Below are 23019 nucleotides of genomic sequence, written 5' to 3'. Positions count from 1 at the left end.
GCATGATTCTCTTCAATGAGCCCTACCTCACCGGTCGGGAGCAAGATTATATAGCCGAAGTCTTTGCGCTTAGGGATTTTGGTGGAAACGGGGTTTTCTCAAGACGGGCCGCGTGTCTGCTTGAGAAGTCGCTTGGAAAATCGCGCGTCCTACTCACTCATAGCTGCACGGCAGCGCTGGAAATGAGCGCACTCCTTTGTGGCTTGGGCCCTGGCGACGAAGTTATCGTCCCATCCTATACCTTTTGTACAACTGCGTCCGCAATGCTGCGTACCGGGGCGCGGGTCGTGTTCTGCGAAATCGATGCTGAAACTCAGATGATGGACATGGCCGATGTTGCGGCCCGCATAACCGACCGAACGCGGGCGATCGTCCCGGTGCATTATGCGGGGATCGCCGCGGACATGGATGGTCTTAAGACCGCGATCGGCGGTCGCGCAATCTACATCATTGAAGATGCGGCGCAGGCGCTTGGAAGCACGCTGGACGGAAAGCCGCTTGGCACGTTTGGCCGCTTCGGCTGCTTTTCGTTTCATCAGTCGAAGAATCTCCATGCGGGGTTGGCCGGCGCCTTGGTGATCTGCGATCCCTCCGACGAGGGGGAGGCGTTCTGCGTTTGGGAACGCGGGACCAACCGTCAGCAGTTCATCGACGGGATGGTCGATAAATACACCTGGGTCGCTTTGGGATCGAGTTTCTATCCGACGGAGTTGCAGGCAGCCATGCTGCTCGCGCAGTTGGAAAGACAGGATGAAAACACTGCCCGAAGGGTCGCGCTGTTTGAAGCTTATCATGAAGGTCTCGTGACCTTGGAACGGCATGGATTAGCTCAATTGCCTCGCGTTGATGAGCGCCGCAGCGTGAACGGCCACGCTTTTTCGTTGATCTTCGCCGATGCGGCCTTGCGCGAGCTGGCCCGAAAGCAGCTCAATGCCGCCGGTTACCAAGCACAATTCCACTACATCCCGCTGCACTCGTCGCCGATGGGCCTTTCAATGGGATATCGAGCCGAAGATCTTCCGGTGACCGAGGACATTGCGGCACGAGGATTACGTCTACCGCTCTATTATCAGATGAGCATCGACACCGTTCGCCGCATCACGTCGACTCTGTTGAGTATACTCGGCGTGCCGGCATGAAATCCGCACATGGGTGCGCGGTAACACACTCCGGCGCAACGCATTTTTTCTGGGTACGGCTCTCGCTGATCCTTTTCGGCGCACTCGGCCTAGCCCTGGCGCTGTGGCTCAATCGGTCTCAACTGCTTATCGGGTTCGATGGTGGATACATAAGAGATCTCGCCCGTCGTCAGTTTTTGTGGGACGTGCCTCTGACTTCGATTTCCATGGATGTTTACCAAGGCATCGGTGACATCTTTTTCTGCGCGATGAATGTCACGCTGTTTCCCTCATTTGCGTTGACGGCGTGGATGGGACAGACGGATTTCGCAAAAGTCGGCGTCTATTTCATCGTCGCAATCGAGATGCTCGCTGCGACTGCTTGTCTGGCGCGGACCTTGGGGATGGGCCGGCCCACAGCCGTCGCCGCCGGATTACTCCTCTGTCTCTGCATGTTCCCGCTAGGCGGTCCGGGGTTGATCTATCCCATCCTTGCACTCGTTCCCCAACAGGGCACGTTGATTGCCGTGTCCTCATTGCTTGGCGCCTGCTTCTTGCGGTTCGGTCAGACAGGAGTACGACAAAATTGGCCGTTCGCCGTGGGAGCGATGAGCCTCGTGGCGTTCTTCCTCCTTGCCAGCCCGTTGACGCTTATCCTTGCGATTCCCTTCCTACTGATCTGCGGCGTAGCAGGGCTGATCGGCGTGCAACGTTCGGGCGAGCGAGCAGCCAAGACCTGGTTCGTCGCCAGCTTCTTACTTTTTCTCATTGCCAGCGGACCAGCCGCATTCGTGCTCGGGCTTTTCATTGACACGGCAGTCTTTGTTTTTCCGGGCGATTTCGTCAATAATCGCGCCACCATTCTAATGGCTTCGATCCTGTTTCACTGGTCGATGGTGGGGCCGGTGGGGCCATTTCTTGCTGTGCTCGCTTTTTGCGGCGCGGTGCTTGGCATCTTCGACAGCTCGGACCGCCGGACGCGCATCTTCGCGGTCGCGCTGCTGACCTACTTCGTATCCAGGATTTCGTTCTGGCTCCTGACGTATCTGGTCGATTTCTGGCGCGGACCCGGCGCCCTCTATTTTGAATTCTTCGTTCTGCCGCTTTATGCTATTTTTGCGGTGCGTTTTATCGGCCGCTGCCTCGGCCGATGGGGCGCCGCGTTGGGGGCCTGGAGCATTCCGTTGCTCGTCGGAGGCACGGCTTCCGCTGCAGTCGTCCTCGCCGTCACGGGCCATCGATCCAATTGGAGCTTTCCCTATCCACCCGCAGCGACTCCGTTCACCGAAATCATCGCATCCGAAAGCGGGGTGCCACTTGGCAGCAATTTTGCCGGCCGCACCGCCAGTATCATGATGCTACCGGATAAGGCGTCTGTCGGATGGGAGGATCTTCATCAACTCGACGGTGCTCTTTCCGCGGCGACGGGTAACGAGATGCGTCTGGTCGGGCTAAACCACTTCGGAATACCAACTCTCTTCCAGTACGGTCCAACGACGACTCCGGCATTCCACCTCGTGACGTCGCGCTTATTGGCTCGTGATGAAGATCGTCAAACGCGAAGCGTGCAAGTTTTGCGACGGATCGAAGCGCCGGCACTTAGCATGCTGGGTGTTCGCTTCGTGATCTCGGATCTGCCGCCGCCGGTGGATCGGGCCCGCCTTCGAGCCACGATGCAGTACAGCGGCCAAACCCTCCATCTTTACGAGTTCGATCGACCCAATCTGGGGAACTATTCGCCCACCCGGTCCCTAGGTGCACTGGATATCGGTCCAGCCATCGCCGCAATGAAGTCCGCCGATTTCAATCCGCTTGAGAGCTTCATCGGTGCGCCGGAAGGTATTGAAATCGGTCCTCTCACGCCGGCGACAGACGCCTCGATGTCCTTCGACGGCGTCAGCCTTCATGTTCGTGCGAAAGCGGTTGGACGGTCTGTCCTGATCTTGCCAGTCGAGTACAGCCGCTGTCTCGATTTCGTGCATGCACCAGGAACAGGGGGTCGCGTCTTTCGTGCCAATATCTTGCAGGTTGGAATCCTGTTCGAGAGCCGGCTAGAAGCCAAACTGACGCTCTGGCATGGGCCGTGGAGTAACCCGCTGTGCCGCATACGTGACCTGATAGAAATGCGAGAGGTTGGACTGGGCAACCTCCCGGCTCAATAAGCGCTTGATGCGTTTCACTCGGGCATCCCATGACGTTGCCCCCTGAAGCGCCCTCGGTTTGAATTGGACTCCGTCGAAAGGAGACGGAGCGGGTGCACCGTCTACTCTCTGCCGCGAAGGGACATCCGGCGGCAGCTTGCCTGCTACCGGTAAGGGGCGAGAGCCGGGGAGATATGGTCCGCCACGCGCCCTCCGGTCGGGCCCGACCAGCCGGAGCCGATCTGGGCGGCGGTCCCGTCGGCCATCAGGGCATAGAGCTTTATACCAGCGGCCATCGAGGCTGACTCACGTGGGTCTTTTCGGCGGCTCGTTTCGCTGATTCCATGGGCGCGAGGAGGATTCGCGCCATGGCTGCTGCGGTGAAGCTTCGAACGGACTATTCGGCCGTGGACCTGCGCCGGCTCGCGGCGGGGTCGAGGCACGCCAACCAGAGCCGACGGCTTCTGTCGCTGGCGGCGGTTCTGGACGGGATGGATCGGGAGCAGGCCGCGCGGATCGGCGGCATGGATCGCCAGACGCTGCGCGACTGGGTCCACCGGTTCAACGAAGGCGGGCCCGACGGGCTGAAGGACATTCGCTCCAAGGGACATCCGCCCAGGCTCTCGGCCGATCAACTCGCCGCCTTGGCGACCATCGTCGAGACCGGCCCCGACCGAGCCGTCGATGGCGTGGTGCGCTGGCGGCGCATCGACCTTCAGAAGGTCGTTCGCGAGCGCTTCGGCGTCGATTATCACGAGCGTACGATCGGCAAGCTTCTGAAGCAGATCGGCTTTTCCCACATCAGCGCGCGCCCGCACCACCCGGCGCAGGACGCGCGCGTGATCGAGGCGTTCAAAAAAACTTCGCGGTGACGCTGGGGGCCCATCTCGCCCATGTGCCGAAGCGCAAGCCGATCGAACTCTGGTTCCAGGACGAAGCCCGCATCGGCCAGAAGAACGGCCTGGTCCGGCAATGGGCCAGGTGCGGAACCAGGCCGCGCCAGCCCGCCGATCAGCGCTACGAGAGCGCCTATCTGTTCGGGGCGATCTGCCCGGCACGCGGCGTCGGCGCGGCGCTCGCCATGCCCTTCGCCGATACCCACGCCATGCAGGCCCATCTCGACGAGATCGCCATGACGGTCGCGAAGGGCGCCCATGCCGTCCTACTGCTCGATCGCGCCGGATGGCACACCACGGCCAAGCTCGTCGTGCCGAAAAACATCTCGCTGATCTTCCTGCCCTCGCGCTCGCCCGAATTGAACCCGGTCGAGAACATCTGGCAGTATCTGCGCGCGAACTGGCTCTCAAACCGCGTCTTCGACACCTACGACGACATCATCGACGCCGCCTGCGACGCCTGGAACCGCCTCGTCGATCAGCCCAGCACAATCACATCCATCGGCAGGCGCGAATGGGCGCATATCGGTCAGGAATGAGGGCCGTTGGTATTACGGGTTCGCTCGGCCGCGAGACGTCGATCGGCGCAATCAGGGCGAAGCTGGCCGGGGAGGCGCCGCTGGCGATGTTCTGCTCGATATCGATGCGGCGGCCGATGGGTTCGCTGCGCGCGACGATCCGGCTCCCGACCACGGCGACGATGGCCTTGACCGGCCCGTTGGCCGCTTGATCGGCGGCCCATCCGGTCGCAGTGATGCCGACCGGCCCCAGAGATGCCGATTCCAGCGCGCCCGCGAAGCGAGCGACGATCGGATGGCGCGTCGAGCCGATCAGCAGCGCATCCGCTTCTGCAGAGCCGATCTCGTGGCCGCCGAAATAGGCAGCCCGCAATGCGGCGAGCCGCGTTCCGGCGCCGCCGGCGAGATCTCCGCGCGCGTTCTCGAAGGTCAGCGCGAAGGGCAAATTCCGCTGGGTCCAAGCCCGTATCGCGTCTCGCCGCTGGGCGACATGGGCCTTCACCGTCTCGGGGGTCAGCTTGACCAAGAAGTTTTCCGGCGTTCCTGGCTCCGGGCGGCCGAGCAGCGCCAGTTGCATCGCCTTGCCGACCTCGAGCGAGAAATGGATCGGATCATTCCAGTAGACCATGCGGCTGGCCGGCGCCTCCTCGCTCCAGGCATTGGGCTGGGCAAAGCTGTAGATCTCGGCCTTCGCCGCCAGCCGCGTCAGCCACTCCTCCACCAGCCCCCAGCCATCGACCGTGTCGATGAAATAATCGAAATAGGCGTGGTTGGGTGTCGCCAGGAAGGTCAGGGTGATGTTGCGACGCTTCGCCGTCTCGATCATCCGGTCGACCGACGCAAACGCCTCATCACTGAGAGCGAGCTTCCCGGAGCGGCGGAAGATGTCCCACATGCCCGCCGGGAACGCGCTGAACGTGCCGCTGGGGTCATGTCCCGGTGGATAGAAGAAATAGCCGCCTGGGCGGACTTCGTAGGTGGCGCGGTGGCCTCGACGGTTGTGGGCGAGGGTGATCAGGCTGTCGATCACGGCGGTGCCGCTGAACGTCAGCGAGACAGCATCGCGCAGCAGATGCCATGCGGGCATCGGTTCGGCTGCCTGGCCCTGTCCGACGAAATTGTAGAGATAGATCTCCACGAAGGCCTGCTCGATGGTCGGCGCAATGCGTCCGTAGAGATCGAGATAGGCGACGTTCATGCCCAGCGAGACGGCCGGTACCGAGGCGTTGTAGGCCGGCGCGAAGGAACTGCCCTCGAGCACGGCGGGATCGATCGACTGATGGATCCGCGACGTACCCAGGAATACGGTCCTGGGTTGTTTCTGCCAGACCTCGATTGGCTTGATCAGCCGGTCGATGTCCTTGCGTTTCGGCTTGAGCGCGTTGAACCCTTGGGCGGAGAGCCGCAGAGGCGAGATGCCGTAGGGGTCGACGACGAGGGCCAGTGCGATGATCAGCGCGGCCGCGGCGATGCAGCCGCCGGCCAGCCAGCGCAGGAAGCCGCGTGAGGCTGCCTCAGAACTGGAAGTAAAGGAAGGGGCTGACACGGGCCAATCCGAGTACTGAAACGACGAGCATGAAGCCGAGCAGAACGGCCTGGGCCGGCCCGAGCCGCCTCAGGATCCCGCTGCCGTCCTGTAGCCGGTCATCGATGCCGATCGCGGGCTCAAAGCGGCCGAGCAGGCGGAAGGTATTGGGCATCAGGAAGGTCACGGCGGCAACGAGCACCAGCAGCAGCCCCGCGGGTTTGGCCATCGTGGCGAGGTAATTGGGCGCAAGCACGGTGGGCCACAGCTCCCGCGGCGGGAACCACGTGTTGAACGATCCGAAGATCTCGACAAACTGTGCCGTGAGGAAGGCCTTGGAAGACGCCAGCGTTCCCGGCCCGGGGACGAGAAAGGCCAGCATCGTCATCGCTTGTGACAGTGTCTGCGATCGGAACGGCACCCAGGCGAGCGTCACCAGTATGAAGGTCAGCAAAACGAAGGCAGCGTGCGCCAGCGCGTTCCGGAACAGGCGCGTCTGCGATAGCGGCAGGGCCGCCCACGCATGGTTGATCGCCAGCATCAGCCCGTGCAGGGCGCCCCACACGGCGAAGGTCCAGTTGGCGCCATGCCACAGGCCGCCGAGCAGCATGACCAGCCCGAGATGGAGATAGCGGCGGGCCGGACCGTGGCGGTTGCCGCCGAGAGGAATGTACAGGTAGTCGCGCAGGAAGCGCGACAGCGTGATGTGCCAGCGGCGCCAGAACTCGACGATCGACGCGGATTTGTAGGGCGACAGGAAATTGACGGGCAGCTTGATGCCGAACATCCGCCCAAGTCCAACGGCCATCTCGGAATAGCCGGAGAAGTCGAAATAGAGCTGTAACGAGTAGCTCAGCACGGTGACCCAGGCTGAGGCGAAGTCCAGCGTCTGACCGGCCCCGATGCTAGCGTAGCCGGCATCGGCATAGACCGCCAGCGTGTCGGCGATGACGACCTTCTTGAAGAGGCCGATGATGAAGATGCTGAGTCCGATGGAAAGGTCCTGGCTGAAATCGCGGCGCGGTGCGTCCTTGAGCTGGGGCATGACCTCGGCGTGATGGACGATCGGCCCCGCGATCAACTGGGGGAAGAAGGTCACGAAGAAGCAATAATTCAGCACCGAGAAGTTCTTGACCTGCCCGCGATAGGCGTCGACCAGGAAGGCGATCTTCTGGAAGGTAATGAAGGAGATCCCGATCGGCAGCAGGACTTGTGGCAGTGTCCAGCCGGCGCCGAACACCACATTGACGTTGCTGACGAAGAAGTCGGCATATTTGAAATAGCCGAGCAGTCCGAGGTTGAAGACCAGGCCGGCGATCAGGACGAACCGCGCCGCTTTGGCCTGCCCCGGCATTCGCATCAGAATCCGGCCGAAAATCAGGTTCGCAACGATCGACGTCAGGATCAGGAGCAGGAATTCCGGCTTCCACCAGCCATAGAAGAACAGCGACGCCACGGTCAGCCAGAGGATGGCCGCATTCAGATTTTCCAGACGCCGCAGCAGCGCGAAGCCCGCCAGAACAACGGGCAGGAACGCGAACATGAAGACGTAGGAGTTGAACAGCATCGGGCGGGTCAGACCGGAGGAAAGAGGGGGCGGGACGCTTCGAGCAAATCGATCGGTCAGTGCAAACGCCCGGCCCGCCGTCAGGGTGGGCCGCTGTCGAGGTAGTGGCAGAGTTGGCCGTAGGCGTCGCGGAAGGCATCGTTGGCGGCGAGCCATTTCAGGCCAACCGGCAGCTCGATCGTCCAGGCCGCCTGGCTGGCCGCGGCGATGGCGCGATCGAGGTCTGCGATCGCCGCCTCATAGCCCACGGTTCCGGTTACGCGGGGCCGCTGCATCCGCCGCAGCTTCCGCAGGACCCTCCTCGCAAAGCGTTCTGCCCAGGCCAGGCGGCGCTCGCCGCCGAGCGGGCTGATCAGCCGGAACAGGTCGTCCTGCTGCTTGACATAGGCGTCGTCAGGCCAGAGCGGCTGGAGAACCGAGTGGAAATAGGCGGGCGGACAGCCCTTAGAGAAATAGACCGCATGGCAGACGTCCATCACTCGTGCGAACTCGACCTCGCTGAGATTGGATTCCTCGCCATGGTGCTCGGCAAAATTCCGGAGCCGCGCGCGATAATCGAGATAATGCGCGCTGATCTCGGCTGGGTTGTCGGCGAACCAGTAATAGGTCTGCCATTTGTCCCGGTCGGGTTCGGCCGCCGGCCCGGAGCGTCGTGCTGCATAGAAGCTGGGGAAGCGCTTGACCTTGCCCTTCAGCAGGGCGGCGCAGGATTGGAACAGCTCCTGGAAATGGAGGCTCGGCAGTTCAGCGGCCCCCTCGAAGATCTGCTGCAGGTCCCGGCTTCTGAAGACACCATAGAACATCGATTCGTAGTTCTGGCAGAGCCTGAAGACGCGCGCGCCGGGATGGTGCGCCTCGTTGCTGGGCCCGGCATATTCGCGCGTCACGAGGAGCCGGTGGCCGTGCTCGCCGAAGTTGATGTAGAGCCCGTGGGCACAGACATAGCCCTGGGATCGACCAAGGGTCTCGATGGCTTCATCGAGACCGGCGGGAAAGACGAGATCGTCGTCGGCACAGAGCGAGACCGTCGGCGTGACCACCTGCTTCAGCCCGTCTCGGATCTTGGCGACCATCGGCACGGTGTTCGCAAAGGCGACGTGCCGGCCGCTGCCCGACACGGCTGCGACCATCAGGCGATTCTCCTCGGCGATCTCCGGTCGGCTCGAATCGAGGACCAGCAACTGTAGCTCCGGCGCGTGCCGGGCGTAGTAGGTCACCAACCGCCGCAGCAGTGCTGCGCGATTATAGGTCGGGATCACCAGCGTATGGCCGCGGAGGAGGCTGCGACCCTCGACGCTCGCTTCAGTCATGGCGGCGGTTCTCGGCAATGGCGGAGGACGAGGGAAGAGCGGTGGCGGTGAGGATCAGGCCGCCGGCATCAGATAGGACACGCCGGGGCGCTGCAGCCGGCTCGCCACGGCCTTGGCGACCGGCGTGATCAGCGTCATGTAGACCACGCTGCCATCCGCAACCGCGTCGGGCGGAATGATCGGGCGCCCCAGGAACTCGGCGCCGCTCCGGCTGGGGTCCTCGTCGACGAAGAATGAGACATCGTCGCCCACGACGCCAAACAGCCACATCGCCGCGACCGAGCTGCCGAAGATGCCGAACTTGCCGCCGCCGGCGATGGCACGCTTGGCGCCCGCAATGACGGAGTGCAACCAGTCGAGCTGTGACTGCACGCGCTCGATCGCCTCCCGCGCGGAAGGCATGGGCGGGAGTTCCGCGACGGTCCCCGAGCGGGTTGCGACCATCGACAGCTCCTTCGTCACCCAGTCATCGGCGACGATGGGAGCCGCCAGGCCCGCACGCTGCGCGACCATCGCCAGGTGATGTCGCGTGAAATGGGAAACGTGATCGGCGATAAGCAGGTCGAAAGGTGTTACGGCGGCGTTGGGCACCTCGACGAAAACGCAGCCGTTGTCGCTGATCTTGTCGCGCAGCATCGCAAGCCCCTCGCGGGGATCGGTGAAATGCTCCAGCGCGTGCATCATCGTGATGACGTCGAACCCACCAGGAAGGGTTTCCAGCGCACCGGTGTAGAAGCGGTCAAAGCCGGGAATGGCTTGAAGTTCGGCGAGGTGCAGGTCGCTCAGTTCATGGCCGTTGAGACGCCACCCCGGACGAGCCTTGGCGAAGGCTTTGAGCATGACGCCGTTCCCGCAGCCGACATCGATGAGCGTGCCCTCGGCGCCGAGGCCCCTGGCCGCAGCCAAGCGGTCGATGATGACGTTGCTGCGCAGCCGCGGCTGCCCCACCGCCGCGTCGAACACCGCCTGCTCGACGCCGCCCGACTGGAAGTAGGGCTGGTAGTTTTCGTAGATGCCATCCGCTTCCGTCTGCCAGGCGGCGTCAGTCGGTTTCTGAACCGCCCCGCAGGCTACGCAGGCCATAAGCCGGCCCCCGGGAGGGAAGGCCTTGCAGTCGGACGTCACGCGGGCGAGGCTGGGGTAGTCAGCGAACTCGTGGAGTTCGGTCCCACCGCAGATTCGGCAACTCTGCGTCATGTTCGTCATCGTCACCGGTCTTCAGCTGGTCAAGAAAGGGTTTTGCCCGCTGCGGGCCCGTAGCCGGCCGTGAGCGCCGCTGTTCTAGGGTAAACGTTTCATGGCGGCAAGCGCGCGCAGCCGGCGTCAGACAGGGTTGCGCCACCAGTTCTGCAGGGGGATGGTCAGGCGGGGACGGCGCATCAGAGATTTCGCCAGGAAGTAGGCCTGTGCGAGCCTTCTCCCGACATTGCCATGCGCAGCCGCGCGCTCGAGATCGAGATAGGCGAGCAGGTCACCGCGTTCGCGCGCGCTCACGCCCGGCAGCGCGGCGACGCCGTCGAGGATTCGCCGGGCGGCGTCCTCGACAGCGTCCGGCCGCGCATTGCCGCCGCGGGCTATGGAGGCGCCGAGGATGTCGGCCACGAGCAGCCGGCCGCCCAGCATGGCGAAGCGCAGGAACCATTCGAGATCCTCCAAGCGCCGCAGGCCCTCCGGCAAGGGGCCGCAGGCCTGGAAGACGGCACGCCGGATCAGCAGAGTCGTGCCCGGACAAAACCAGCAGCCGGCAAAAAAATCCGAACGAGTGCGGGAGGCGAGCGGCACTCGACGCCGGACCACCGCACCGCCCTCCGTCTCCTGCCAGCCGCAGGCGATCGCGACCATCTCGTCCGGTTGATCGGCCAGGAGGCGTTTTTGGGCTGCGAGTTTCCCGTCCATCCAGAAGTCGTCGGAGTCGAGAAAGGCGATGAGCGGCTTGGTCGCCTCGTCGATGCCGAGATTGCGGGCGCCGGCGGCGCCGCGATTGCGGTCGCTGCGGATCAACCGGACGGGCGCCCGCGGGGCGGGGATGTCCGGCAGCGTGATGGCGGGCGAGGAGCCGTCATCGACGACCAGGATTTCGTCCCGCGGGCCCAGCTGGGCCAAGGCCGACCGGAGCGCGGCGCCAAGCGATTCCTGGCGACCGAAGACGGGAATGATGACGGATACGGCGTCCGCGGGCTGCACCTGCACGGCATCGGTTCCTGAACGTGATGATCGAAGGCGCCTCTTATGCAGCGCTCTGAGGCCACCTCAGTGGGCTCGAAAGGCAGCGGCGTGGATGATGCGGGCATCGACATAGGTCGTGACGCCGTCGCCCACCGCCGATTGCCTGCGCCCGAACTTAGTTGCCTCGTCGGCGGGGATGATCACGGCCGGATCGTCGGGCTGGCGCGGACTGCGATAGCCGATGGCCAGCCAGTCGCCGGATCGCAGCCTGTCGATCAGGTATTTCTGTCCGGCGCCCCTGTCGATCTGATATTCGGCGATACTGAGAATGCCCCAGAGGAGGGGATGCGGCTCCTCGATGCGCGAGGTTGCGCGCGTCACCGGCGCGGTTCGGCCCCAGAGTTCGGCGATGGCGTAACCCTCTTCCCAAGAGGCTATCAGGGCGGGGGCCATCGAGACGGGCTGCTGGCGGTCTGACACGAGAGGCTCCCGGGCATCGGTTGTCGTGCGGAGGTCGAGAAGCTACGGTGGCACCGTCCCTACAGCGACGAGGCGGTCTGCGCGAGCCCTGCCCGAGATTTCGGCGTCATCGTCCCGTGTGGATACCCGAGGGGACGCGATTGACCCGTTCAGGTCGAAGGACTATGCCGCTGCGATGCAAGCCACGTCGCAGCCACGTTTCGAGTGCCCCGCCTGCGGGTCGCCGTCCGTGCTGTTGCCCCGGCCCCTGTCGAACGACTCGATCGTCCGATGCCGCGAATGCGAGAAGGGTCTGGGCACCTGGCTGAGCTTCCAAGAGCGAGTGGCCGCCACCCTGAAGGCGTCGGGCCGTCCGGTCTCTGCCGATCCCATCCTCGGAAGTTGAGCGGCCCCTTGGCCAGCGACTCGGGTGGTCATTCTGCGATGCCACCAGGGCAGCACCGCCGCTGGGGTGCTTGACGATGGCGGTCGCGCCGCGTCAACAGGATGCGTGGATGGAGAGGAACGCGCCCGATGCCCCACCCTGAGGATCGGCAGAGCTTGCATCGAACCGATCTGAGTGATGCTTGGGTGTTCGCAGGCGTCGTCACGGTGCTTGTCGCTGTGATCTGGGCCGCGGCCTACATGGCTATGGGGCGGACGCCGGTGCCGGCGGGTCTGGGCTTCGACGGTCAGCCCATTCGCGACGGAACGATCAACCCTGTCGGTCAGCTCCTGGCCTATCAGCTGGCCTTGGCGAGCCTCGGCGGCGTCGTGATCGCGGCCGTCGTCTGGCCTGGATTTGTGAAGGGCTGGCGTCGCTCGTTTCGCCCTGAGAGTAGCGGCCTGGTGATCGCAGTCGCGTCTCTATCCGGAGCGGCGGCACTTGCCTGGGCGATTGGGGCTTTTGCGGTTCCCAAGATGCCAACTGATACGGTCATTCCGCCATTCGCGCAGTGGTATTCCATCCTGTCGTTGCCATCAAAGACGTTTTACGTCGGGAGCGTGACCGCCTCGGCCGTGGTTCTCGCCGTCGTGGTGCGCTTCGGGGCAAAGATCGGGCAGGACTGGCTGTGGGGCTTGTCACTGCTGCTCATCCTGGCGTTGACGCTGCCGGGACTGTTCGAGCCCGTGACGCTCGTGCAGATTCCGTCCGGCACCTTACAGGGTGTCGAGGCTCACTTTACGGGCGTCATCGGGTCGAACCCGGCTGGGAGTTTCGAGATTGATCGCCCCGTCGGATACAGCCTTCTGGTGACCCTTGTTAAGGTTGCCTACGAGCAGTCGGCTGGTCCGATGTCGTTCTTGCAGGAAGTGAGATCCGTCCAGGTTGGAAATCTCGCCTTCGCGCTGGCCTGTATGTTTGCTTGTCGCGTCTGGTCCCCTCGCCAAGCGCTCACAGGGTTCATGATAATTCTCCTGATTATGCCGTGGGTACACAATAATCATCAGGGATTATTCTTCCCGAATCAGGCCGGCTGGCGCTTTCTAACCTTTCCGCTGCTTGTGATTGTCATTGCAGTGTCCCGTTTCATGACGAGCCTGTCGAGGTCGGCCGTGCTCGGTGCATTTGCTGGTCTTGCATTGCTCTGGAATCTCGAAACCGGGATCGCGGTAACGGTGGCGATCGTCACATTCATCGGCTGCCGAACGATGCTCTGGCGGGAAGCGGCCGCCGCCGCCTTGGCCGCTATCGCTTCTGGAATTCTGGCGATGGCGATGGCCCTGCTTTTCACCTTTCCTCTGGCAGGACTCACTTCGTTGTCTGACGCTGCGTGGGTTGTTCAAGGTTATTTCGGCAGACTGGCCGTCGGCGACGGTTACGGTTTGCCGCTGGCCTTCGACTCGCTGGCTATCATCATGGCTCTGTATGCGATCTGGTCCGTCGCGCTGGCGGCCTTCCGACTGGGGGATGGAGTGCTGTCTGAAGAAGCGGCATCCTATGCGGCCGTGGCGGCTGCAATGTTGGTATGGGGCGCCTACTACGCCGCGCGGCCAGACCCATGGAACCTCTGGAGCTACCTGTTTTTCTTTGGACTTCTCCTCAGCGCGGGCCTGTCAGCCGATGCCCGACGATGGGCAGGCAGAAGCTATGGTGTACCCGGTCTCTCGGCCTTCGCTTTCATTCTCGTTGTCGGTCCGGCCATAGCGGCCGGGCAATACCAAGCGCTCCGGACAGTCTCCTCAGGCCTCAGTGGCATTTGGGAGGAACCCGCTGGATCGGCCTATGTCGACGGAGTTCGTCTGCCAACTGCGGATGCCGCTAGGCTTGCCCGTCAGGCGGAGGAGGTCCGGCTAGCGACGGAAGGAACGCTGGTTTTGACGGGAAACAGTCACCTCCTGCCGAAGTTATCGGGTCGGCCGGAGCTGTTCCTGGAAAAAGACCCCGTGTTTGCCCATGCCTATCAGGACGACTACCGGTCGTTGTTGGCGATCATCATGAAGCGAACGCCGCGGAGAATTCTGATCGATGACCCTGCCTCGCTCCCGACAGGAAGTACACATCAGCGCTTCTTCATGGCCTTGCAGAAAGATCTCTCAGCCTCTTTTTCTGGAGAGGTTATCCCCTCGGGGTGGGTGGATTTGCGTCCGCGAGTTCCACCGGCCTAGCTGTTGCCTGCAAGGCGCAAGGGAAGCGACCCTCAAGATGCGGCACCAAATCCGATCCCGACCAGCAAGGCTCAGATAAATAGATATGTTCGCATCCAGCGATAGAGAAATGTCGTTCGGCAACGTGGCGTTGCTGTCATTGATATTTTTATCGGTAATGGCCCTTTCATTTTATATGAATAAAGATTGTTTATATTGGGAGAAAGATGGAATTTCGTGGGTCATACAAGGTAAAACGCAATTAGAATTTAAGCCGTTGTTTGATCAGGTGGGGGTCTCCCCTTTTGAAGGAAATTTTGATTCCTATTTTCCAATCGCCCGTGAATATTTTATTGCAACTTTGCTTCAGATAATAATTCCTTCGGGTCTCCCATTTAAAATAATCACATATACGATCTATGCGGCATTTCTCGTCGTTTGCGCTTATATCATGGCACGGACATTCGGGTTCGACCGATTGATTGCGCTGCTCGGCGCCTGGCTGCTTCCACTTGCCATCTATCCCGCCTTCGTCAACGAACCGAGTCGCTTCTACGTCCTCTTTAGCATTGTGCCGGATCACTCGCAGATCGTCGGATTTTCGATGCTGATCGTGGCCGCTCTCTGGGGAATCGATGCGAAACGGCGGGCAACCTATCCGTTGATTCTGGCGCCGGCAGCTTGCCTCATGATCGTGATCCTCGGAGTGGCGACATATATGCCGCTAATGGTGCTGGGGACTGCCCTCTATGGCGGCGCATCGCTCCTGGAGTTTCGCGACAGGAGGTCACTGGTGTTGAGGGGGCTCGCGATCGGCTTGATCGTCATCGTGCCATTGACCCTGGGGACGCTGCACTACCTCTATGGACTGTTTCGCTACACGGCTTTCCAGTTTTTCGCGCAAGAGTTTCTTCAGACGCGCTCGGACAATGCCTTCGCCTCAACCTTCTGGTGGGGTAGCTACGGGCGCTGGGCGATTTCGCTGGGGCTGCTGGGCGCCGCCATGACGGCCCTGATGGCACAGGGGCGGCTTCGGCTCGTCGCTTTAGTCCATATCGGCATTACGGTGCTCTTCCAAGTCATCGCGTTCATGATCATCAATTACGCGCCCAACTACAAAGGTATTTCGCCCGTCTACCTCGAGACCTGCCTATGGCCTTATTCATTGATGTTTGCCGCTTCCGGCCTCGTCACCGCGTTGCGCCTTGTCTTGCGCCTAGTCGAACGTATAGCGGGCGGCCGGCGGCTTGTCGGTGATGCCTTCCTGGCACCGGGGTTGTTGCTCGCGTTCCTGGGCGGGGTGGTTGGCGCCAATGCTTCGACTGCGATGACGGCGGGGCCATCTCCCTGCCGAGGCTTTTCGCCGATTGCAGCGACGCCCATAACCAAGACGCTGCAGCAGGCGATCGCGATCCGGCCTGGTGCCCGGTTTTCCGGATTGGCAGCGACGGTGACAGGGGTCAATGACAAGGCGCGAGTGTCTTGGCAGGATCTGCATTTGCATGATCTGGAAATCTGGCAGGCGACCGGCAACGACCACCGAATGCCGGGGCTCTGGAATTTCGGCGTGCCGACATTGATCCAGTACGGGTCGTTTATTACGCCGCCTTATTACCTGATGCTGAGTCAGCTGCTGTCGCGGACCACAGACCTGCAGGAGCGGGGAGCGATTGTGATTTCGCGGCGCAACGATGCAATCATGCGGTTGCTCGGTGTCCGTTACGTCATCGCCGAGGGCCAGCGCGATGGCGACAATGTCGTCGCCCAGATGCCGTCGAAAGGCGGCTCGTTGCGATTGATCGAACTACCTGATCCCAATCTCGGGAATTTTTCACCGACGCAGGTTCGGCAGGTCAATTCATTCCAGAGGGGCATGGAGTTCCTTCAGGATCCGCAGTTCGACGCCCGACGCGAAGTCATCACGGTCGAGCCCCTTGCCGACCCCCTGGTCGAAGGTACCTTGGGGGCATTGACGTACGAAAGCGATGGCTTTCGAATTTCCGGTCATAGTGAAGGTGAATCCGTCTTTGTACTCCCCGTTCAGTTCAGCCACTGTTGGACGGTCCGTGGGGATGGCCCGGTGTCGCTGTTTCGGGCTGATCTCGCGCTGATGGGCATTCGCTTCCGTGGTCGGCTTGATGCGAAGCTCACGTTCCGGTACGGACCGATTTATGCAGGTGGGTGCCGGCTGCGGGATTTGCGGGATATGACGGCATTGGACGTCGGGGCGGGCCGGACCACGAGCGGGAGGCCGTGAGGGGCTTGCTTTAGTGTGGAGCGAACTCGGACGACTTGACCGAAGCAGGGGTGCGGGACGTGGCCGGCATGTCGGGATGGCGCCTCCGCCTGTCGACAAGCGGGGGCCGCAGGGTGTTTTCAAGCGGCTGTCTCAACGTCCGACGGCGTTGGCTGTAAACGAGGCCAAGCATGATTGAGCAAGTTGTCCACCTCTATGATCGCTTCATGGTCACGACATGGCCTTGGGTCGCGGGGCTCGGATTCCAGACGATCGCGGGGATGCTCGTCGCATTCGCTTTGCTTGAGCGCTTCTTTCCGGCCGAAAAGGGCCAGCCATGGTCGGCCTATTTTCTCAATCTGAGGATCACGGCGATCTATGTCGTGGCCAGCAGTGTCTGGGGCGGCTTCGCTGGCGCTTCGATCGCCTGGGCAGGGGCATGGCTAGGGCTCGGGCTGATCGATCTGCGCTTCAGCGCCGGTGGAAGCCTCGGCCTTCAGGTCGCTGCCGGTTTCCTGTCGGTCGTTATCGCCGACTTCTTCTATTACTGGTTTCATCGCACGCAACATACGTTTCCCGCCCTGTGGGCGCAGCACAAGGTTCATCACCTGGACGAGCATCTCAACACGTCCACGGCGATGCGCCATCACTGGCTGGAGGAACTGTTCCGCATTCCCTTCCTAGCCATTCCTATCGCCGTCTTGTTCAAGCTGGATCCGGGGCCGGCTGGCCTTTTTGGACTGCTGTTCGCGGCCTGGGGCTATTTCATCCACGCCAATCTCAGGCTAGAACTGGGGCCCTTGACCGCTCTTCTGGGTGGTCCGCAGGTCCATCGAATCCACCACAGCCGGCTCGAAGAGCACTACGACAAGAACTTTGCGGCCTTCTTCCCGATGTGGGACATCCTGTTTGGGACCTATCATCGCCCGCGAGCGGGCGAGTTTCCACCGACGGGCATCGAGGGAGAGCGGGTCGACACGGCCCGCGAGGCAGCCGTGATCCCGTTCCGCATTTGGCTGCGCCCGGTCATTCGCTGGCTGGAGGCCCGTCATGCCGCCGTGCTGGGGCCGCTGAGGAACTGGCTGGGTGTCGTAAAGAAATAGGCTCCCGGCGAGACGGAGACAGTGCTACGGGAACAAAATCGCGCTGAATCCGCACTTGCTGGTGAGGTTGGCAAGGGGGCAGTTTGCGTGTAGCTGACCACGATGGTGATCGAAAAGCCGACGCGGCGGGGCCAGGGTTCGTGAGAATTTTAGTAAACGTCGCACGCGCGGCCATCGCGATCTCGATGCTGGGTTATCTCTTCAGCCGGATCGATCTGGCGGAGGCCTTCGCGCGGGCCGTCAATGGCGATCTGGTGTTCATCGTGTCCGGCACGCTCGTGCTCGCCTTTCAGCCCTTGATCGGCGCCATCCGCTGGCTCGTCGTTCTGGCGAGCAACCGCTCCGCCGTTCCATTGCCGCTCGCCCTGCGATGGACCTATATCGGCGTCTTCTTCGGACAGGTCTTGCCGGCCACGGTCGGGGCCGATGCGCTCAGGATCTGGTATGCGACCCGCCGTGCGCTGAGCCTTAAGAACGCCGTCACGAGCGTGATGCTCGACCGCGTCGCGATGATGCTGACATTGATCCTGCTTCTGTGTTTCGGCGGGACGTTCCTGCGCCGCTATGTCGACGGAAGCATGCTGACGCTGGCTCTGCTGGCGATCCTTGGAGGTGGTGTTGCGGGATTGTCGGCCGTCATCTTCGGGGATCGGCTGCCGATCCGTCTTTACCGGTTCCGGCTCGTCCGGGGCATCGGTCATCTCGCGCGCGATGCGAAGTCTCTCCTGAACAGCCCTCGGTCGGCCCTGATCGTGTTCGGAATGTGCCTGCTCAGCTATCTGACTCTGATGACGAGCATCTACCTGTTCGCACGCGGGTTCGGTGCCGAAAGCCGTTTTCTCGACATCATCGTCCTCCTGCCTCCCGTTCTCGCCGCCAGCATGCTGCCCATTTCGATCGGCGGTTGGGGGACGCGCGAACTGGCCATGGTCGCGGCCCTCGGCACGGCAGGGATCGCACCCGAGACGGCGCTGCTCGCATCGCTGTGGCTGGGCCTGGGAAGCATCGTCATCGCGCTGCCTGGCGCATTCTTTTTCCTGACGGATCGAGGGTCTCCCGGCAGCATTGCGGCCGCGGCGGCTTCCGTGCAGCAACAATCCGGGGCGTGACGGCAGCGATGGATTTTTCTCTCCCTCCGTCTCTGGCTGTGGCGCTGGCCCTGGGGCTGTTGCAGCCCGTCATCCTATTGGCTGTGACACGGCTGTCCGCGCTGTCCGGCCGGAATGCGGCGCAATTCCTGTTCGCCGTCGCAGCATCCTATGGGCTTTGGGTGGCGACGATGCTCATCCTTCCCGGCCTGCGGCCCGGAACGGTTACGGAAGGCGCCGTCGGCGCAATGGCGTTGGCCGGAGCGGCGCTCGTGTATCTGGAAATATGGGGGCTGCTCTCGCGCGGCTACACGCTCGGCGTCCTTCTCACGCTCCACCGGGCCGCCCGCCCCCTGACGCCGGCCGAGATCGCGGCGGACTATCGCGGCGGCGACGGCCTCGACTGGATCGTCCACCACAGGATTGGCGGGCTCGAGGCGAGCGGAATGGTTGTTAGGCATGGTCGCCGGCTGGCGTTGTCCTCGTTTCCCGGCGCGCTGATCGGGCGTCTGCACAGGTTGGCGATCGCCGTTTTGGGGCTTCGGCATACCGGATGAATGCGAGCCTCTTCATCGGCCTCGCCTGGTTTGCTTGCGCCTTCCTGGCCATCCTCGCGGCCCTGAGGGTCAGCCGCAGCGAACCGGCGATGCTCGTCGTCGCGACGCCCTTGGCGGTTTACGTTCTCGGTCTCGCGGCCGCCAGCATGACGTCATTTGCGGACCCCGCCCTGAACTTCTGGATCGTGTCGATCGTCTACTGGTTCCTGGTTCTGAGCTTCCTGATGGCGTTCGGCGCGATCTACAAGTCGCTGTCGCTGCGCATGCTGCTCAGCCTGCTGGAGGCGGAGGCGCGCACCCTAGACGATACGGAACTGGCCGAGCGCTATATCAAGCAGCAGAGCTTCCAGGATCGCCTGGGCGTGATGGTCGACAAGCGGCTGGCCGTGATCCAGCCGGACGGACGCGTCGTCCTGACCCCGCGGGGCCGCTCCATCGCGCAACTGACGCGGCGCATCCAGAACCTCTACAGAATCGAAAAGAGCGGATAGAGCGTGCAGCACTTTTCAGAAATCGAACTGGCCTCGTCGGCGTCCTTTCGGGACTATGCCGCTAATGGCATCGACGTGACCTTCTTCGTTCCCTGTTACAACGAGGAGCCCAACATCGAGGGGACGATCGAGACGATCCATGAGGCCGCCACGCAAGTCGGCGTCCGCCACGAGATCCTCGTCTTCGACGATTGCTCAAGGGACGGCACGGTCGAGGTCGTCAAGCGGGTTGCGGCGGCCAGGTCGGAACTGCCGCTGCGGCTGCTGCGCAACGCCGTCAACCAGGGGCTCGCACGAAATTTCATCGATGGAGCCTTCGAGGGACACGGTACCTATTACCGCCTTGTGTGCGGCGACAATGTCGAGCCGGTCGAGACCCTCGTCAAGATTCTGCAGAACTTGGGCCAATCCGACATCATCGTGCCTTATCACACGCATGTGGAGGGGCGGACTCTGCGTCGCAAGCTGATTTCGCGGCTCTATACCAAGCTCGTCAACCTCGCCAGCGGACGCGATCTGCACTATTACAACGGGCTTCCGCTCGTTCGGCGGCGCGATGTCCTTCGCTTCCATGTCGAGGCCACGGGCCTCGGCTATCAGGCCGAGTTCCTGCTCCGGTTGCTGCAGGAAGGGCGCAGCTTCATCCAGATTCCGCTGACTGCGAGCGACAAAGAAGGCTCCCTTGCGCTTAGCCTGCGTAATTTCGTTTCGGTCGGACACTCGCTTTTCAAGATCGCGATGCGGCGCCTGAGCATCCATCTGTTCGGGAAACGTTGACCGTGCTCCTCATCGGCGCCATGGAGTTTACATGCTGACCCAAGACGCATCAGGCGACGCCGTTTTGACCGAGGCCGCGGCAGGCGCGGTGCCGTTCGGCTATCTCAGGCGGACGCACTGTCCCTGTTGCGGGACCCCGTCCGAGCGGTCGAGGTTGGCCTTTGCGTCTGCTCCGCCGGCGGAAGAACTGCCGATCGACCGTCACAGCGATTTTGCCGCGGGCTACACGTCCGAACGTGTCTTCTTCAGTTACTTCACCTGTCCGGAGTGCCAGGCCCGCCACTGCAAGACGTTCTACACGGAGGAGCAACTGCTCTGCCTCTACCAGGAGCAGGTCGAGAACATGGGGCAGGTCCCCCTCCCTGCGCGGCAACGCGCCCAGAACGACTATGCCGCCCGGATGCTGAAACATGTCCGGGCCCCCGGGGCTTTTCTCGAGATCGGTCCCGACATCGGTCTCTTCGCCGAGTATTGCGCGGGCCGGCACAGCTTCGATCATTACTGGATGCTCGAGCCCAACCGGGTCGTCCACGAGGAACTGCGCACGCGGTTGAGCGGTCAGCCGCTGACGATCAAGGAAGACATGTGGCCGACGGACGACATTGCCGCCGGCAGTGTCGCGGCCACCGCCTTGATCCATGTCCTCGACCATTTGCTCGACCCGCTGGCCTTTCTCCAGTCGCTCCACGCCAAGCTGGCCCCTGGTGGGGTCATCATGACGGTGACGCACAACAGCCAGTCGGCGCTCGCCCGATTGCTCGGCCGCCGCTGGCCGCCCCACGCCCTGCAGCATCCCCAACTCTACAACCCTTCGTCGATCACGCGGCTCTATCGGCGCGCCGGCTTCGAGATCGAGGAAATTGCTCCCGCGATGAACCATTTCCCCATCGGCCATTTGGCGCGGGCGGCATTTGCCATCATCGGGATGGGCAAGGTCCTGCCGGAATTCATGGGACCGATCATCCCGATTAGCCTGGGCAACATCGCCGTCGTCGCGCGGAAGTCGGGTAACTGAGGGGCAGGTGTTCGTGCCAAAGCGCGGTCGGGTCGGCACCCCCGGGCTCATCCGACGGATCGTGCGGTGCGCACGCGCTGCAGGGCGCAGACGTCCGGTCCGTGAACGCCACGGTCCTAGTTGCCCCGCGCAGGAGGGCTTTGTGAGCACGCTTGTATCCGGCGGGAAGGACCCGTCATCCGAACCTCGTCGCATCTACCGCCATTTTTTCGCGACGCTGCTGCTCGCCGCGCTCGTTTGCGCCGTCTTGGTGTGGGGCTTCATCGCGGCGGCAGACCCTTATGGTGTGTCCCCGATCGGGACGGCGCGGCCAGGCTTCAACAGCACGAAGCTCAAGCGGCTCAACATCGATCGGCAGCTCAAGCCCTTCGAGGTCTGGCGTTATCAGCCGGACACGATCTTCATCGGAACCTCGCGCGTCAATCAGGCGCTCGATCCGGCCATCCTCGACGGCACCTCTTTCGGACGTGCCTATAATGCGGCGATCCCGGCCAGCACCCTGGCCGAGAACGAGGCGAGCCTGGCCTTCTTCGTCCGTCTTGCGCCCGGCCTCAAGAATGTCCTCATGGAAGCATTCTTCTATAATTTCACCCGCGATCAGGCGCCGGCGCCGGCGTTCACGATCGGCCAGTTCGCGTCGGATGTCCTGGCCCTGCAGTTCAGCTTTCAGGCGCTGAGGCATGCCGTCGACACCGTGCACTACAATCGCATCACCGATGCGGTCCCTGCCCATGTGACAACACGCGGGTACTGGATTCCCGACTCCTGGGCCAAGCCCGGTGATACGTTTCAGGAGAAGCCGTTCATCTCATCGATCGTCGCGGCCGAGGAACAGTTCCCGCTGCAGGGAATCAAGCCGAGTGCGGTGGCGACGCTGGACCGAATCGTCGCCTTGGCGAAGGCGCATGAGGTTGAACTGACCTTGCTCGTGCTGCCGGCCCATGCCTGGGATGACTACAGGCTCCTCTCGCTCGGTCATTGGGAGAAGCTGGAAGATTACTACCGAATGCTGGCGGGTTACGCCGGCGTCGTCTCTTTTGCGCAGCCCAACGAGGTGACGCAGGAGCCCGCCCGCATCGGCATGCGCTGGTGGTACGATCCGGTCCACCCCAGCCTTAATGCAGGGCGCATGGCGCTCCGGGCGATCAGGGGCGATCCAGTGGGCACGCCGAGCAACTTCATGGTTCGGCTCACCCCCGAGGCTCTGCCAGCTCTTCTGGCGGAGCGCCGGGCCGCAGCCGAGCGTTGGGCCGCCGAGAACCCTGACTTCGTGGCCGCCTTCGAGGCGGAGAAGGCCCGGCAACGGCAGTAGATCGATCGCAGCGGGCCTCCGACCGGCCGGTGGTCCCTGGAAGGTTCCGTTGCCACCCGCGAGGAGCCTATTGTCTGCGGGGGACGGCAGGACCTGCGCCGCCTGTCGCTGTTGCTCTTGTTCCGTCGCCTGCGCAATAAGGGGGGAGCCT

Annotated in this window: 19 protein-coding genes and 1 pseudogene; 13 read left to right on the top strand and 7 right to left on the bottom strand. The window is 62.6% G+C overall.

Annotated elements, in window-relative coordinates; genetic code table 11:
* Window positions 1-2 precede the first annotated feature (2 nt).
* Both rffA and SJY11_RS01030 read left to right on the top strand, forming a co-directional pair.
* Entirely contained in the window at window positions 3-1139 is a 1137-nt protein-coding gene (gene rffA / locus SJY11_RS01035) for a dTDP-4-amino-4,6-dideoxygalactose transaminase (RefSeq protein WP_376984627.1), read from the top strand.
* Window positions 1136-3280 carry a hypothetical protein gene (locus SJY11_RS01030; RefSeq protein WP_376984625.1) on the top strand — a complete coding sequence of 715 codons (2145 nt, stop codon included), beginning with the start codon at window positions 1136-1138 and terminating at the stop codon, window positions 3278-3280. Before rffA ends, SJY11_RS01030 begins: the two co-directional genes overlap by 4 nt.
* A 143-nt stretch (window positions 3281-3423) precedes the next feature.
* On the opposite strand, the gene SJY11_RS01025 is transcribed toward SJY11_RS01030, so the two are convergent.
* A complete protein-coding gene (locus tag SJY11_RS01025) occupies window positions 3424-3555 on the bottom strand; it encodes a hypothetical protein (RefSeq protein WP_376984623.1) in 132 nt (43 codons plus the stop codon).
* 48 nt (window positions 3556-3603) lie between these two features.
* Here SJY11_RS01025 and SJY11_RS01020 point away from each other — a divergent pair.
* Window positions 3604-4065 (top strand): annotated as a pseudogene (locus tag SJY11_RS01020) (helix-turn-helix domain-containing protein); the annotation flags it as partial.
* Window positions 3957-4694: an IS630 family transposase gene (locus tag SJY11_RS01015; RefSeq protein ID WP_376989223.1), complete on the top strand. Its 738-nt coding sequence runs from the start codon at window positions 3957-3959 to the stop codon at window positions 4692-4694. The pseudogene SJY11_RS01020 and the gene SJY11_RS01015, both read left to right, overlap by 109 nt.
* On the opposite strand, the gene SJY11_RS01010 is transcribed toward SJY11_RS01015, so the two are convergent.
* The 6 genes from SJY11_RS01010 to SJY11_RS00985 form a co-directional block, all read right to left on the bottom strand.
* Window positions 4648-6219 carry a hypothetical protein gene (locus tag SJY11_RS01010; RefSeq protein ID WP_376984621.1) on the bottom strand — a complete coding sequence of 524 codons (1572 nt, stop codon included), beginning with the start codon at window positions 6217-6219 and terminating at the stop codon, window positions 4648-4650. The genes SJY11_RS01015 and SJY11_RS01010 overlap by 47 nt on opposite strands.
* Window positions 6188-7921 carry an MBOAT family O-acyltransferase gene (locus SJY11_RS01005; RefSeq protein WP_376984620.1) on the bottom strand — a complete coding sequence of 578 codons (1734 nt, stop codon included), beginning with the start codon at window positions 7919-7921 and terminating at the stop codon, window positions 6188-6190. The genes SJY11_RS01010 and SJY11_RS01005 overlap by 32 nt, the downstream gene beginning before the upstream one ends.
* Window positions 7846-9075: a TIGR00180 family glycosyltransferase gene (locus SJY11_RS01000; RefSeq protein WP_376984618.1), complete on the bottom strand. Its 1230-nt coding sequence runs from the start codon at window positions 9073-9075 to the stop codon at window positions 7846-7848. Before SJY11_RS01000 ends, SJY11_RS01005 begins: the two co-directional genes overlap by 76 nt.
* Window positions 9076-9129: 54 nt before the next feature.
* Window positions 9130-10281 (bottom strand): class I SAM-dependent methyltransferase, encoded by a 1152-nt coding sequence (locus tag SJY11_RS00995; protein WP_376984616.1) that lies wholly within the window; start codon window positions 10279-10281, stop codon window positions 9130-9132.
* A 117-nt stretch (window positions 10282-10398) separates the two neighbouring features.
* Complete coding sequence (locus SJY11_RS00990; protein ID WP_376984614.1) at window positions 10399-11265, bottom strand: glycosyltransferase family 2 protein; 867 nt, start codon at window positions 11263-11265, stop codon at window positions 10399-10401.
* A 60-nt stretch (window positions 11266-11325) separates the two neighbouring features.
* A complete protein-coding gene (locus SJY11_RS00985; protein WP_376984613.1) occupies window positions 11326-11694 on the bottom strand; it encodes a hypothetical protein in 369 nt (122 codons plus the stop codon).
* A 567-nt stretch (window positions 11695-12261) separates the two neighbouring features.
* Between SJY11_RS00985 and SJY11_RS00980 the strand changes: the two genes are divergently transcribed.
* The 9 genes from SJY11_RS00980 to SJY11_RS00940 all read left to right on the top strand — a co-directional run bounded on the left by SJY11_RS00980 (window position 12262) and on the right by SJY11_RS00940 (window position 22868).
* Entirely contained in the window at window positions 12262-14310 is a 2049-nt protein-coding gene (locus SJY11_RS00980; protein ID WP_376984611.1) for a hypothetical protein, read from the top strand.
* A gap of 85 nt (window positions 14311-14395) precedes the next feature.
* Window positions 14396-16546 carry a hypothetical protein gene (locus SJY11_RS00975; protein ID WP_376984609.1) on the top strand — a complete coding sequence of 717 codons (2151 nt, stop codon included), beginning with the start codon at window positions 14396-14398 and terminating at the stop codon, window positions 16544-16546.
* A 170-nt stretch (window positions 16547-16716) separates the two neighbouring features.
* A complete protein-coding gene (locus tag SJY11_RS00970; RefSeq protein ID WP_376984607.1) occupies window positions 16717-17628 on the top strand; it encodes a sterol desaturase family protein in 912 nt (303 codons plus the stop codon).
* 140 nt (window positions 17629-17768) lie between these two features.
* Window positions 17769-18737, top strand: coding sequence for a lysylphosphatidylglycerol synthase transmembrane domain-containing protein (locus tag SJY11_RS00965; RefSeq protein ID WP_376989222.1), 969 nt, complete (start codon window positions 17769-17771; stop codon window positions 18735-18737).
* Window positions 18734-19273 (top strand): hypothetical protein, encoded by a 540-nt coding sequence (locus SJY11_RS00960; protein ID WP_376984605.1) that lies wholly within the window; start codon window positions 18734-18736, stop codon window positions 19271-19273. Before SJY11_RS00965 ends, SJY11_RS00960 begins: the two co-directional genes overlap by 4 nt.
* Window positions 19270-19764 (top strand): helix-turn-helix domain-containing protein, encoded by a 495-nt coding sequence (locus SJY11_RS00955; RefSeq protein ID WP_376984603.1) that lies wholly within the window; start codon window positions 19270-19272, stop codon window positions 19762-19764. The genes SJY11_RS00960 and SJY11_RS00955 overlap by 4 nt, the downstream gene beginning before the upstream one ends.
* Window positions 19765-19839: 75 nt before the next feature.
* The gene (locus SJY11_RS00950) at window positions 19840-20541 is read left to right on the top strand and encodes a glycosyltransferase family 2 protein (RefSeq protein WP_376984601.1); all 702 of its coding nucleotides are present in this window, start codon (window positions 19840-19842) and stop codon (window positions 20539-20541) included.
* Between the two features lie 31 nt (window positions 20542-20572).
* Window positions 20573-21556, top strand: coding sequence for a class I SAM-dependent methyltransferase (locus SJY11_RS00945; protein ID WP_376984599.1), 984 nt, complete (start codon window positions 20573-20575; stop codon window positions 21554-21556).
* Window positions 21557-21698: 142 nt separating this feature from the next.
* Window positions 21699-22868 carry a hypothetical protein gene (locus SJY11_RS00940; RefSeq protein WP_376984597.1) on the top strand — a complete coding sequence of 390 codons (1170 nt, stop codon included), beginning with the start codon at window positions 21699-21701 and terminating at the stop codon, window positions 22866-22868.
* Window positions 22869-23019: the final 151 nt, after the last annotated feature.

It is taken from the genome of Allobosea sp. R86505 (assembly GCF_042466375.1).
Lineage (GTDB): Bacteria > Pseudomonadota > Alphaproteobacteria > Rhizobiales > Beijerinckiaceae > Allobosea.
Note: the sequence above shows the minus strand (reverse complement) of the source record. Positions and strands in the feature narration are given on the sequence as shown.